Annotated in this window: 11 protein-coding genes and 4 tRNA genes; 2 read left to right on the top strand and 13 right to left on the bottom strand. The window is 58.8% G+C overall.

Features of this window, described 5'->3' with window-relative positions:
* Positions 1 to 32 precede the first annotated feature (32 nt).
* Entirely contained in the window at positions 33 to 227 is a 195-nt protein-coding gene (gene csrA / locus AACY19_RS14170; RefSeq protein ID WP_003179932.1) for a carbon storage regulator CsrA, read from the top strand.
* A 222-nt stretch (positions 228 to 449) separates the two neighbouring features.
* On the opposite strand, the gene AACY19_RS14165 is transcribed toward csrA, so the two are convergent.
* Complete coding sequence (locus tag AACY19_RS14165) at positions 450 to 905, bottom strand: DUF2214 family protein (RefSeq protein ID WP_339451108.1); 456 nt, start codon at positions 903 to 905, stop codon at positions 450 to 452.
* 513 nt (positions 906 to 1418) lie between these two features.
* A tRNA-Val gene (locus AACY19_RS14160) sits at positions 1419 to 1495 on the bottom strand.
* Positions 1496 to 1678: 183 nt separating this feature from the next.
* On the opposite strand from AACY19_RS14160, the gene AACY19_RS14155 reads away from it, so the two are divergent.
* A complete protein-coding gene (locus AACY19_RS14155; protein WP_339451106.1) occupies positions 1679 to 2962 on the top strand; it encodes an NAD(P)/FAD-dependent oxidoreductase in 1284 nt (427 codons plus the stop codon).
* A gap of 38 nt (positions 2963 to 3000) precedes the next feature.
* On the opposite strand, the gene AACY19_RS14150 is transcribed toward AACY19_RS14155, so the two are convergent.
* The 11 genes from AACY19_RS14150 to AACY19_RS14100 form a co-directional block, all read right to left on the bottom strand.
* Complete coding sequence (locus AACY19_RS14150) at positions 3001 to 3972, bottom strand: XdhC family protein (RefSeq protein WP_339451104.1); 972 nt, start codon at positions 3970 to 3972, stop codon at positions 3001 to 3003.
* A 1-nt stretch (position 3973) separates the two neighbouring features.
* Entirely contained in the window at positions 3974 to 5209 is a 1236-nt protein-coding gene (locus tag AACY19_RS14145) for a c-type cytochrome (RefSeq protein WP_339451102.1), read from the bottom strand.
* Between the two features lie 2 nt (positions 5210 to 5211).
* A complete protein-coding gene (locus AACY19_RS14140) occupies positions 5212 to 5751 on the bottom strand; it encodes a (2Fe-2S)-binding protein (RefSeq protein WP_038369461.1) in 540 nt (179 codons plus the stop codon).
* A complete protein-coding gene (locus AACY19_RS14135; RefSeq protein WP_339451097.1) occupies positions 5744 to 8575 on the bottom strand; it encodes a xanthine dehydrogenase family protein molybdopterin-binding subunit in 2832 nt (943 codons plus the stop codon). Before AACY19_RS14135 ends, AACY19_RS14140 begins: the two co-directional genes overlap by 8 nt.
* 402 nt (positions 8576 to 8977) lie before the next feature.
* Positions 8978 to 9054 (bottom strand) — tRNA-Asp (locus AACY19_RS14130).
* Between the two features lie 93 nt (positions 9055 to 9147).
* A tRNA-Asp gene (locus AACY19_RS14125) sits at positions 9148 to 9224 on the bottom strand.
* 56 nt (positions 9225 to 9280) lie between these two features.
* Positions 9281 to 9356, bottom strand: a tRNA-Val gene (locus AACY19_RS14120).
* Between the two features lie 218 nt (positions 9357 to 9574).
* The gene (locus AACY19_RS14115) at positions 9575 to 10351 is read right to left on the bottom strand and encodes an SDR family oxidoreductase (RefSeq protein ID WP_339451095.1); all 777 of its coding nucleotides are present in this window, start codon (positions 10349 to 10351) and stop codon (positions 9575 to 9577) included.
* Positions 10348 to 11559, bottom strand: coding sequence for an O-succinylhomoserine sulfhydrylase (locus AACY19_RS14110; RefSeq protein ID WP_339451093.1), 1212 nt, complete (start codon positions 11557 to 11559; stop codon positions 10348 to 10350). The genes AACY19_RS14115 and AACY19_RS14110 overlap by 4 nt, the downstream gene beginning before the upstream one ends.
* A 73-nt stretch (positions 11560 to 11632) precedes the next feature.
* Positions 11633 to 13138: an amidophosphoribosyltransferase gene (gene purF, locus AACY19_RS14105; RefSeq protein WP_123448659.1), complete on the bottom strand. Its 1506-nt coding sequence runs from the start codon at positions 13136 to 13138 to the stop codon at positions 11633 to 11635.
* 41 nt (positions 13139 to 13179) lie between these two features.
* Positions 13180 to 13740, bottom strand: coding sequence for a CvpA family protein (locus tag AACY19_RS14100; protein ID WP_039771589.1), 561 nt, complete (start codon positions 13738 to 13740; stop codon positions 13180 to 13182).
* Between the last annotated feature and the right edge of the window lie 8 nt (positions 13741 to 13748).

Raw genomic sequence — 13748 nt, 5'->3', positions numbered from 1 at the left:
AGGTGCCCTACAAAGCAATCAAGGAGAAGACCATGCTGATACTCACCCGCAAAGTCGGTGAAAGCATAAATATCGGTGATGACATCACGATCACCATTCTGGGCGTTAGCGGCCAACAAGTACGTATCGGCATCAACGCGCCGAAAAACGTGGCAGTTCACCGCGAAGAGATTTACCAGCGCATTCAGGCTGGCCTGACCGCACCGGACAAACCACAAACTCCCTGAGCCGCATCGCCGTCAGTAGCCAGTTCGTTTGCCCCTGCGCAATGACTGGCTAAAGATTCACGCGCCGTATCGCAATCCGCGTCCCGCTCCGCCGGGCACGGCGCCTGAAACACCCCCTCGCTCTCCCTGCAGTACCTTCCCCTCTATTGATGCCCGATACTACCCGCCAACCACATCGCTGGCTGTCGGACGTTTCCGATAAGGCGCGTCGGATTCGCCCTCTTAACCGAATGCCACACTCCGCGCCATGCCTGTGGCCGCAACCATCATCAATATCAGCAACAGCGCTTCGACATGACTGATCCGCGCGTACAGCTTTGCACGCCCGGTATCAAACGCCGCTCCCTTGGCCGCTGCGATCCGCCACTTGATCAACGTAATCATCGGGGCGAGCTCTATCAGCAGGATCAGCACGAACAACGTCATCTTCAGGTGGAACAAAGGTTGATGAAGGTAGTAGTCAGTGCCTTTTTCATAGCCGCCGAACACTCTCATCGCTCCGGTTACCAGCAGAACCAGCGCCGAGATCCCCCAAATATTGTCAACGAGCAGAACTCGCCTGGCCTCGCCCGCGCCGGCCGCCAGACGACTGAATGCAGTCCCGCGCGCCAATACCGCCCAGAAACCCAAGACGAAAGCCAGAAGATGAATAGCAGCGAGAAACCAGAGAACCCACATCGACGTGCCCCTTGATCAAGCGTTGAAAATCGGCCAGTCAGTAGTAGTCGAAAAAACAGGGATTTGCCCGCAGCGAATCAACGCTACTTGTGCAGGAGGGAAAAGCGCCGCAATCGCCAAATCGCAGGCAAAAAAAATCCCAAGCAGCTGATGGAAGCTTGGGATTTAAAAATGCATAAACCGTGGTGGTGAACGCGGGGCGAATGTTACTGAAGTTCACACTCTCAAACAAGGCGTTTTTGATAACCGGTCGGTTAAATAAACACGTAAACCCTTCAATCTCCGAAGGTTTTACAAGGCGCGTATAGACAAACGGCAATTTGCGAACTGCTGCGCCAGGCAGGCATGGCAGGAACGGCTGTGGCGGACAGAGCAAACATTTGGGTAAAAGAAGAAGCCGCCGAATTTGCATCCTGAGTGGAAGTTTGAAAAAGTTTTGCAAATCGCAGACAACAAAAAAGGGCCCACCTTTCGGTGAGCCCTTCCAGACCGCCCAGCAGAGCGGATTTTGTTTGGTAGGCGCGATTGGACTCGAACCAACGACCCCCACCATGTCAAGGTGGTGCTCTAACCAACTGAGCTACGTGCCTGCTGTGAGGCGGCATTCTACGGAATTCCGGAGGGGTGTCAACACCTTTTTTTCACCTAACCCTATGAATATGCAAAATATTTAATTTCGGAGCTACAACGTAGAATTTCCGGTGGCTGGCGGAGGTTTTTCAACTCGGGTAGGATCAACGCACTCGTAAAATATATTAAACAGAGGCTGCAGGATGGCGAACACCCCTTACCCAGAGTCTTATTACGCTGCGTCGGCCAACGCCGTGCCGCCACGTCCAGCCTTGCAGGATGATGTGGAGACGGATGTCTGTGTGATCGGCGCCGGGTACACCGGATTGTCCTCTGCCCTGTTCCTGTTGGAGAACGGGTTTCGCGTGACGGTACTGGAAGCGGCCAAGGTAGGTTTCGGCGCCTCCGGGCGTAACGGTGGGCAGATCGTTAACAGCTATAGCCGCGACATCGACGTGATCGAGCGCAGCGTCGGCCCGAAGCAGGCGCAATTGCTCGGGCAGATGGCCTTTGAAGGAGGCAGGATCATTCGCGAGCGTGTGGCCAAATACAACATCCAGTGCGACCTGAAGGATGGCGGCGTGTTTGCCGCCCTCACTGCCAAGCAGATGGGGCACCTGGAATCGCAGAAGCGTCTCTGGGAGCGCTTCGGCCATGCGCAACTTGAGCTGCTTGACCAGCGCCGCATCCGCGAAGTGGTGGCTTGCGATCAATATGTCGGCGGCATGCTCGACATGAGTGGCGGACATATTCATCCGCTCAACCTGGCCCTTGGCGAGGCGGCTGCCGTTGAATCGCTCGGCGGGACTATCCATGAGCAATCGCCTGCCGTGCGCATCGAGCGCGGCGCCAACCCGGTGGTACATACGCCGCAAGGTAAAGTCAGGGCCAAGTTCATCATCGTCGCCGGCAACGCCTATCTCGGCAATCTGGTCCCGGAACTGGCGGCCAAATCGATGCCGTGCGGCACTCAGGTGATTACCACCGAGCCGCTGGGTGATGATCTGGCAAACACGCTGCTGCCGCAGGATTACTGCGTTGAAGACTGCAATTACCTGCTCGACTACTATCGCCTGACTGGCGACAAGCGTCTGATCTTCGGCGGTGGTGTGGTCTACGGCGCGCGGGACCCGGCCAATATCGAAGCGATCATCCGCCCGAAAATGCTCAAGGCATTCCCCCAGCTCAAGAATGTGAAGATCGACTACGCCTGGACCGGAAATTTCCTTCTCACCCTGTCGCGTTTGCCACAGGTTGGGCGCCTGGGCGACAACATCTATTACTCACAAGGTTGCAGCGGCCACGGTGTGACCTATACGCACTTGGCCGGCAAGGTATTGGCGGAAGCGTTGCGCGGTCAGGCCGAGCGCTTTGATGCGTTTGCCGATTTGCCGCACTACCCGTTTCCCGGCGGGCAACTATTGCGCACGCCTTTCGCCGCACTGGGCGCGTGGTATTACGGACTTCGCGATAAATTCGGAATGTAAAAAAAGGCCGCGAAAGCGGCCTTTTTATTGCTCAACACTCACAGCTGATCCCGAGCAATCCCGCTACGAATCCGCAAGATATCTGCGAGCACAGCCAGTGCGATTTCCGCCGGTGTCTTGCTGCCCAGGTTAAGACCGATCGGGGCATGAATCCGCGCCAACTCACCCTCCCCCAGCCCACCAATCCGACGCAAACGCTCGAAGCGTTTCTGCGAGGTCTGCAGCGAACCCATCACGCCAATGTAGAACGCTTCAGTGCGCACCGCTTCCATCATCGCCAGGTCGTCGATACGCGGATCATGAGTTAGCGCCACCACCGCCGTATCGCGATGACAGCCACCGTCAGCAATGAACGCTGACGGTAATTGTCGACGAATCTCCACGCCATCAAGCACTACGCCCTCAAGCACTTCATCACGCGGGTCGCAGAGAATCACTTCGAACCCGAGGCCGACGGCAAAATCGGCACACGCCTGCGCAACGCTGGAATATCCAGCGAGCAACAGACGCTGCGCCGCACCGACACGAATGCGTACCCGATCAATCTCACGCTCGATCCGCGCGCCCTGCTCACGATCCGCGAACAGGCTGCGCGCCCCGCTGCTCAGATCGACTTCGCGAATCAAGCGACGCTGGCCGAGCAGCGCCGATTCCAGTTCGCGCAAATGCGCCTGTACATCGCAACCAGCGTCAAATTTCTCTACCAGCACATCGAGAATGCCACCACAGGGCAGACTGACTCGCGAACGCGGGTCGTCGCCCTCGCCGTAGCGCACGACATTGACCGGGTCAAGAAACGCCCCTTCAGCGACGCGCTCGAGGAAATCCTCCTCGACGCAACCACCGGACAACGACCCGATCCACTTCCCGCCGTCATTCACTGCCAGCAGCGAACCCGGCGCACGCGGCGCCGAACCGTAAGTCGCCAGCACCGTGCAGAGCCAGATGCGCTGCCCCGCCACCGACCACTCCAGCGCACGGCGCACCACTTGCAGATCGAGATGCTGCATGTCAGTGCGCCTTGTGCTCGATGGACGGCGCGTCAGCTTGCAGCTTTTGCACCTCGCTGACTGCCAGCTCGGCGGACTGACCACCCCAACCCTGGCGCAGGTAGTTCAGCAAATCTGTCAGCTGTTCAGGGCTGAGCTTGTCAGCAAAACCCGGCATCGGCTGCATGTGCTCGAACCCGGAGAATTTCTGCTCGCCGATACCATCCTCGATCACCCGCAACAGGTTGCGCGGGTCTTCCAGGCGCAACGTGGTGTTGCCGCGCATCGCCACCGCAATGTGCGGCTTGCCTTCACCACCCGCCGCATGACATCCGGCGCAGACGTTCAGGTATTCCTGACGACCACGCTGAGCACTGGCGCTGAGTTGCTCTACCGGCACTTCAACCAGCGCTTTGGCTGCCGGCGGTTGATCGCCGAGCAGGAAGGTCGCCATCGCCGCCAGATCAGCATCCTCCAGGCCTTGGGTGCTGTTGTGGAACACCGGGAACATTTCGTTGAACATCGTGCCTTGCGCGCTCATGCCGTGCTTGAGGAAAGTGCTCAGGTCCTCTTCGTTCCAGCCGCGCGCAGCCAGATCAGTGGCCAACAGGCTCGGGGCCAGATAACCATTGAGGATGCCGCCGGTCAGGCGTTTGTCCAGCTGCATCGCGCCCGGCAGGCCGCGCGGGGTGTGGCATTCGCCGCAGTGTCCGAGCACTTCGACCATGTACTGGCCGCGTTTCCAGGCTTCGCTTTTGCCTTCGGCAGGCTCCAGCTTCAAGTCCTTGCCGTACATCATGTTCCAGCCGATCAGGCCTGGCCGCACGTTGAACGGGAAGCTCAGACTGGTTACAGGTGCCGCACGCTCAATCGGCTCGACGGTTTTCAGATAGGCATGGATCGCATCCGAGTCTGCCCGTGGCATCAGGTGATACGAGGTATACGGCATCGCCGGATACAGGTTCGCGCCATCACGACGCTTGCCTTCAGTCAGCGCGGCAAAGAACTCCTCATCGTTGTACAAACCGATGCCGTGCTCCTTGCTCGGGGTGATGTTGGTGCCGTAGATCGTGCCGAACGGCGACACAATCGGCAGGCCGCCGGCATATGGCGCGCCACCCGGTGCGGTGTGGCAAGCCATGCAGTCAGCCGCGCGGGCGAGATACTCGCCGCGTTTGACCTGATCATCGGCGTGGACAAACAACACCGGCGCAGCAAGACCGACCGCCAGGGTCAGGCGGGTCAGAAAAGGCTTCATGCTTAACCCTCCTTGACCAGGCCGAGATCGGTCAGCACGTTGCGGGTGGCGTTGTAATAACGCACGTACCCGGTACAACGGCAGACGTGATGGCCGAGACTGTCCTCGATGACTTGTTCGAGCTTGCTTTGCACGGTCGGCTGGCGTTGCAGCTTCTCGACCAACACGGTCGCGGCGTTGACGAAACCCGGCGCGCAGTAGCTGCACTGGAACGCGAATTCATCGACGAAGCGCTGCTGAATCGGGTTCAGTTCGGTGACCTGGCCCGACTCGTCACGCTTGGCGTGAGATTCAATGGTGCGGACTTTCTTGCCTTCGAAGTAATGCGCACCGGTGATGCAGGTGCGCACTTCTTCGCTAGTGCCGTCCGGGTTGTCGACGATCACCACGCAGGCGTGGCAGATGCCCTGGCCGCAGCCCAGACGCGAACCGGTGAGGTTTTTGTATTCGTGCAGGTAGTCGATCATCGGCAGGTCATCAGGGATGTCCACCGGACCGACGGATTGACCGTTGAGGGTCAGTTGAAGCGGACGGTTAGCCATTGAGGGCCTCCTTGATGCGCGCAGCAGTGATTGGCAGGTCGCGAACACGTTTACCGATGGCATGCGCCACGGCGTTACCGATGGCGCCGACAATCGGGATCATTACCACTTCGGCGATGCCTTTGGACGGATCGCTTGGCGACAACGGCGGGAGAATCTCAGACGTCTGTTTCCACACGGCAACGTGACGCGCCATCGGTAGACGGTAACGGTTGAAGTTCCAGTCACCCTCTCCCGGCCCGCCTTCGTACAGCGGCATCTCTTCCATCAATGCGTGACCGATGCCCATGGCGATACCACCTTCCATCTGGCCCTTGACCAGCTCTTCGACCAGGACACGACCGCACTCGATCCACGAATGGTGGTTGAGTACTTCAACTTCCGCCGAACCCTTGTTGACCTTCAACTCAACCAGCGTGGCAACCGGACTGTAGTAAGTCACCGCGGCATTGTTCAGTTGCACGACGGGATAGTTGATGTTCTGACGATCCAGCAAGTGGAAACCGGCGGTATTCATCAGGGCCTTTTTCGCGTTCGGCGCACCGTCGCCGTACTTCACGGCCAGACCATCGAGCGGCAGACGTTCACGCACGCCGTCAATGCTGTATTCGGCCTCGGCCCAGCTCCAGCGGTTGAACGCATGAACGGTGGCACCGGTCACCAGACCACGCTCGTGAGCGCGCCTGGCCAGCTCTTCGAAGCTCAGCGGCTGCATGCCGTTGGCAGTCAGTTTGCCGTCGACCCAATGCGCGTCTTCGCGACGCACGACGTAAGGGTTGGCTTGACCGCCGTAAGGACCCTGCCGCCAGATTTCCATTGCCGCCGGCCACAGACCGTTGTTGAACAGCACGCGTGCCGCTTCACGGGTGGCGTGACTGAAGTAGTAAGCGGAGTTGGTCGCCGACGAGGCCGAAGCCAATTTGCCCACCCAACGCGGGTTGCGCAGCAGGTTGTCCTGCTCGGCCTGGCTCATGATGTAAGGATTGCCGCTGGTGATCAGTTGCATTTCCTTCCATTCGGTTTCGCCGGTTTTCACTTCGTGTGCCGGACTGCCGAGGAAATCAGCCACGACCAGCGCTTGCGAGGTGGACATACCGGTGCCGATTTCGATGCCGATGTGGCGCAGGGTGATGCGACCGTCAGCAGTGAACTCGATGCTGGCCATCGGCGCTTCGGAACCGGTGCCGAAGTCTTTCTGGCAAATGGCAAAACCGACGCCGTACCAGTTGTCCGGGTCGGCGGCTTCGCGCTGCTTCTTGATCGCGTCGCGGTTTTTCCAGACTTCGTGCACCGAGGCCTTGTCGAGAATTTCGTGCAGGCGCAGGGCACCGGCCGGAATCGCGCCTTGAGTGTTTTTCATGCCGGAGCGCAGAGCATTCTTGCGACGCAAGTCGATGGCATCGACACCGAGACGATTGGCGATTTCGTCGACCATCATTTCTGTCGACGCCATGCTTTGCAGGGTGCCGTACCCGCGCATCGATCCGGCCTCAACAGCGCGCGAGTGATAGGCGGTGACTTGCAGGTCGTTCTGCGGCATGTAGTAGATCGACTGCGCCGCCGTGGCGCCAACGGCAGCTACGGACGGGCTGTAGTTGATCCGGCCACCACCGTCGACGCTCATTTCGGCGCGGAAAATCTTGAAGGTGTAATCGTTCTTGTCCACTGCCAGTTGATAGCGGATGTCGAATGGGTGGCGTTTGATGCCGCTCTGGAACTGCTCATAGCGGTCGTTGGCCAGGCGCACCGGCACACCGGCGCCGTACAGTGCGGCAAGGGCTGCGTAGTACACGAAGATGTTGTGATCTTTGGAACCGTAACCCACGGTGTAACCCGGGTGCATGTTCAGGTGGGTCAGGCCGAAGCGCGACGGCGAGATCATTTTTGCCGTCTCGGTCGCTGTTTCCAATGGGCACTGGGTCGCCACTACAAAGTGCAGGGTCTTGGTTTTCGGGTCGTACCAGCCATTGCCGTTGTCCGGCTCCATCGCTGCCGGCTCAATCGAAGGGGTCTTGTAGCGCTCGTCGAACACCAGCCAGTTGTCTGGCGGGGTATCAATCTCTTTTTTCATGCGGTCGGCGTAGAACAGGCCGCGCTCGGTCAGGTTGCCGTGCAAGTTCGGCTGGGAATTCCACACCGGACGACGGTTTTTCAGCATCGGAAAGAGGATCGAATCCTTGAGGCTGGCGAATTCGTCTTCGTCTGCAGAGGTCGCACCGCCCACCCGCACGTAACGGAAGCTGCCATACGGATCGCCTTCGTAGAACGGCACTTTGGCACCGTAACGAATCGCCTTGTCATTGAATTTGAGTTTGTTCTTGGCCTGACGGAAACGCTCGAAATCGTTCCAGATCAGAATCGCCACCGGGTGACCGATGAACATCGGCACTTTGCCCTGCGGCAGCAGCGGATCAGGCGCATGCTCTTCAGGGAACACGATGCCGTCCTTGTCCAGGTCGGCAGCCGTGACGATGCGATCCGGTTGCAAATCGGCGCCGAGCCACGACAGGTCGTAGCCATCGTAAATACGGTCGGCCTTGATGGTTTTCAGCAACATGGCGTGGCCTTGTTGCTCAGGCCATCCCGGCATGTCCTTGGAACGGATGTCGCGGGCAAACACTTTGCTGCCGCAGACCTTGGACAGGGCATCGTTGCGCTGACGCGCCTTGCCGTTATTGCCGAGCCACTTTTCGGACGGCACGGTCACACTATTTTCCATCAAGGCAGCCAGCGCCTGACTGCTGAGCGGCGTGAGCGTGACGCTCACACCCGCCACCAGCCCGCCCTGAAGGAACGAGCGCCGGGATATATCACGGTTGGACATGGATCATCCTCTGGGCGGTTATGTGTCCGCCCTTCTGGTTATCTACTGGGAATCTCGAGTCTTGCAGAAGCCCTTCTTGGCTAAACAAAGGGCGTGTCGACAGTGCAAAGCTGACCGAAAGGTTAACTTTAAAGGTTTCTGGGCTCGCAGCAAACAACCAGATACAAATTTCTGACTAAAGAATCAAAAAATCAATGCGACGTGGGACCGCAGCAAACCCGCAGACATGAATCAACAAGCCTGTGGGAGTTGCGCTGGATTCGGAGAGAGACGAAAGAGGAATAGCCAAATTTCAGACACAAAAAACCCCGGTCTTTCGACCAGGGTCTTTGCTATCGATTCCGAACCAGCCTATGGCTGCTTTCGGTGCTTCAAGGCGTTCAGTGATCCTTGAAGCAGATATGGCGCAGCGGACGGGACTCGAACCCGCGACCCCCGGCGTGACAGGCCGGTATTCTAACCGACTGAACTACCGCTGCGTATCGCTTTGAGCTTGCGCTCAAGTAACTCGTTTTGACTGCCAGCTTCGGTGCTTGGCAATCGCGAACCAGATCACTCTGACTCGTAAAATATGGCGCAGCGGACGGGACTCGAACCCGCGACCCCCGGCGTGACAGGCCGGTATTCTAACCGACTGAACTACCGCTGCGCGTCGGTGCAGGCACTTTCAGCCTACGCTCTTGCTTACGCAAGTTTCTCGGGGAGTGGTGGGTGATGACGGGATCGAACCGCCGACATTCTGCTTGTAAGGCAGACGCTCTCCCAGCTGAGCTAATCACCCGTTTGCATCTCCGAGGCCGCGAAATTTACGCAGGTAGAGAACCTAAGTCAATAGCACGATTGAAGTTTTTCTGAAAAAGACAAAATTGTTTCCATCCTGCAAGACCGTCCTCGCGAGCAAGCCCGCTCCCACAGGAGAAATGCATTTCAAATGTGGGAGCGGGCTTGCTCGCGAAGACGGCGGCACATTCATCACAAACGCCCGGATACTTACCCGGTTTAGTCGCTGTAAATCATCTTCTTGGTCATGCCGCCATCGACGACGAATTCCTGCCCCGTGACAAACCCGGCATTCCTCGACAGCAACCAGGCGACCATTGCCGCGACGTCTTCGACCGTCCCTACCCTGCCCGCTGGATGCTGAGCATGATCAGCATCGGCCAAAGGCTCAGCCCGTCGCACAGACGGATCTCGCGCATCGATCCAGCCCGGACTGACAGCATTGACGCGAATCTCCGGCCCCAGGCTGATCGCCAACGCATGCGTCAGCGCCAATAACCCACCCTTGCTCGCCGCATACGCCTCGGAATCAGCCTCCGATTGCCAGGCACGGGTCGAGGCCAGGTTGACGATCGATCCGTTGTGCGCGCGCAGATAGGGCGCACAATGCTTGGCAAGCAACATCGGCCCGCTGAGGTTCACCGCCAACACGCGATTCCAGTAGGCCAGATCGAGGCTTTCCAACGTGATGTTATGCGGATCGGCAACCGCCGCATTGCACACCAACGCATCGAGACGACCAAACTGCCCCAACACCTCAGCGACACCCAGCGCCACCTGATTCTCATCAGCCACGTCCATCGCAATGAACCAGGCATTTTCGCCCAGCACCTTTGCCACTTTGGAGCCACGCGCTCGATCCAGGTCCGTCAGCACCACCTGCCAGCCTTCGCTGATCAGCCACGCCGCGATCCCCAGACCGATACCCCGCGCGGCACCCGTGACCAGCGCGACGCGGCCATGAGCACCCGCTGGCGGAGTGGACAACTCGATCACAACGCCGCCAGACCGCGTGCCAGATCGCCTTGCAGGTCAGCCACATCTTCCAGACCGACCGCAATGCGAATCAGGCTGTCACGGATACCCGCCGCTTCACGCTCTTGCGGCGACAGACGACCGTGGGAAGTGGTGCCTGGATGCGTAATCGTGGTTTTGCTATCACCGAGGTTGGCGGTGATCGAAATCAGTCGGGTCGCATCGATAAAGCGCCAGGCCCCTTCCTTGCCGCCCTTCACTTCAAAACTGACCACCGCACCGAAGCCCTTCTGCTGACGCTGAGCCAGCTCATGCTGCGGATGGCTCTTGAGGCCGGCGTAATGCACCTTCTCGATGCCGTCCTGCTGTTCCAGCCATTCGGCTAGCTCTTGGGCATTGGCGCAGTGCGCCTTCATCCGCAGGTTCAGTGTTTCCAGGCCTTTGAGGAAGATCCACGCATTGAACGGACTCAGCGTAGGCCCGGCAGTGCGCAGGAAGCCGACGACTTCTTTCATTTGCTCACTGCGACCAGCCACCACGCCTCCCATGCAACGGCCCTGGCCGTCGATGAACTTGGTCGCCGAGTGCACAACAATGTCCGCCCCCATTTTCAGCGGCTGTTGCAAGGCAGGCGTGCAGAAACAATTGTCGACCACCAGCATCGCGCCCTTGGCGTGAGCAATTTCGGCCAGCGCGGCGATATCGACCAGTTCAGCCAAAGGATTGGACGGCGATTCGACAAACAGCAGTCTGGTGTTCGATTTGATTGCTGCATCCCACGCCGACAGATCGGCGAGCGGCACGTAATCGACTTCAACGCCGAAACGCTTGAAGTACTTCTCAAACAGGCTGATGGTCGAACCGAATACACTGCGCGACACCAGCACATGATCGCCGGCGCTGCACAGGCTCATCACCACCGCCATGATTGCCGCCATACCGGTCGCGGTCGCAACGGCTTGCTCAGCGCTTTCCAGCGCGGCAATGCGCTCTTCGAACGCGCGCACGGTCGGGTTGGTGTAACGCGAGTAAACGTTGCCAGGCACTTCACCGGCGAACCGCGCAGCCGCATCGGCAGCGGTGCGGAACACGTAGCTGGAGGTGAAGAACATCGGATCACCGTGTTCGCCTTCCGGCGTTCGGTGCTGACCGGCACGTACTGCCAGGGTATCGAACGCTACGCCTTCAAGGTCGCTGTCCAGCCGACCGGCATCCCATTCCTGACTCATGCTGTCACTCCTTGCCCTGTTCTTGAAAATTAAAAGTCAGATACAAAACCGGCCCCTCAGGGCCGGTAGAAACTCAGTTGTTGTACAGATCGATGATCGCACTGACCGCCTGGGTCTTGACCTTCGAGGCATCGTTGCGTGCCTGTTCGATCTTGTCCAGATAAGCCTCGTCGACGTCACCGGTCACGTACTTGCCGTCGAACACCGCGCAATCGAAGTGTTCGATCTTGATCTTGCCGCCACCGACCGCTTCGATCAAGTCAGGCAAGTCCTGATAGATCAGCCAGTCAGCGCCGATCAGATCCGCCACGTCCTGGGTAGAGCGGTTGTGTGCGATCAATTCATGCGCGCTTGGCATATCGATACCGTACACGTTCGGGAAGCGCACAGCAGGCGCCGCGGAGCAGAAGTAGACGTTTTTCGCGCCGGCTTCGCGGGCCATCTGGATGATCTGCTTGCAGGTGGTGCCACGAACGATGGAATCGTCGACCAGCATCACGTTCTTGCCGCGGAATTCCAGCTCAATGGCGTTGAGCTTCTGGCGAACCGACTTCTTGCGCGCCGCCTGTCCCGGCATGATGAAGGTGCGGCCGATGTAACGGTTCTTGACGAAACCTTCGCGGAATTTCACGCCCAGATGATTGGCCAATTCCAGTGCCGCGGTACGGCTGGTGTCCGGAATCGGGATCACCACGTCGATATCGTGTTCTGGACGCTCGCGCAGGATTTTCTCGGCGAGCTTCTCACCCATGCGCAGACGGGCCTTGTAGACCGAGACGCCATCGATGATCGAATCCGGACGCGCCAGATACACGTGCTCGAAGATGCATGGAGTCAGGGACGGGTTGGTTGCGCACTGACGGGTGTGCAGCTTGCCGTCTTCGGTGATGTAGACCGCTTCGCCCGGTGCCAGGTCGCGAATCAGGGTGAAACCGAGCACATCCAGGGAAACGCTTTCGGAGGCGATCATGTACTCGACGCCTTCGTCAGTGTGACGCTGGCCGAACACGATCGGGCGGATGCCGTGCGGATCACGGAAACCGACGATGCCGTAACCGGTGATCATGGCGACGACCGCGTAACCGCCGACGCAACGGTTGTGCACGTCGGTCACGGCGGCAAACACGTCTTCTTCGGTCGGTTGCAGCTTGCCGCGCTGGGCCAGCTCATGAGCGAACACGTTGAGCAGCACTTCCGAGTCGGAACTGGTGTTGACGTGACGCAGATCGGATTCGTAGATCTCTTTGGCCAACTGTTCAACGTTGGTCAGGTTACCGTTGTGCGCCAACGTGATGCCGTAAGGCGAGTTGACGTAAAACGGCTGGGCCTCAGCCGACGTCGAGCTGCCCGCGGTCGGGTAGCGGACGTGACCGATACCCATGTGGCCGACCAGACGCTGCATGTGACGCTGCTGAAACACGTCACGCACCAGGCCATTGTCCTTGCGCAGGAACAACCGGCCATCATGGCTGGTCACGATACCGGCAGCGTCCTGGCCGCGGTGCTGGAGCACGGTTAGCGCGTCATACAGCGCCTGATTGACGTTCGACTTACCGACGATACCGACGATGCCACACATGCGACGCAACCCCTACTTAATGGATCTGAACTGAACAACACTCACTGAGGCGTTTTCGCCGACGGCAAGAGTTGCTCCTTGAACGGAATATCAGCGGGTACGCTGATTCCGCTGGCAAGCCACTGACTGCTCCACCCGAGTATCAGGTTCTTGGACCAGTCGGCGACCAATAGAAACTTTGGCACGAGCTGTGATTCTTTCCACCACCCGTCCTGCTGTACCGGCCCCAGGCTCAACAGCCCGACCGCCACGACCACCAGCAACACGCCACGCGCAGCGCCGAAAGCCATGCCGAGGAATCGGTCGGTCCCGGACAACCCGGTAACGCGAACCAACTCGCCGATAAGATAATTGATCATTGCGCCCACGATCAGTGTGGCGACAAACATGATGGCACAGCCCGCGATCACGCGAGCCGATGGGGTTTCGATGTATCCGGCGAGGTACTCGGACAGTGAGCCACCGAACATCCAGGCAACAGCTCCTGCGATGATCCAGGTCACCAGCGATAATGCTTCCTTGACGAAGCCGCGGCTCAAACTGATCAAAGCGGAGATGGCGATGATTGCAACGATCGCCCAGTCAACCCAGGTAAATGGCACAGTGCAGC

The sequence above is a fragment of the Pseudomonas sp. EA_5y_Pfl2_R50 genome (assembly GCF_963970475.1).
GTDB lineage: Bacteria > Pseudomonadota > Gammaproteobacteria > Pseudomonadales > Pseudomonadaceae > Aquipseudomonas.
This window is presented reverse-complemented; position numbering and strand designations above follow the sequence as displayed.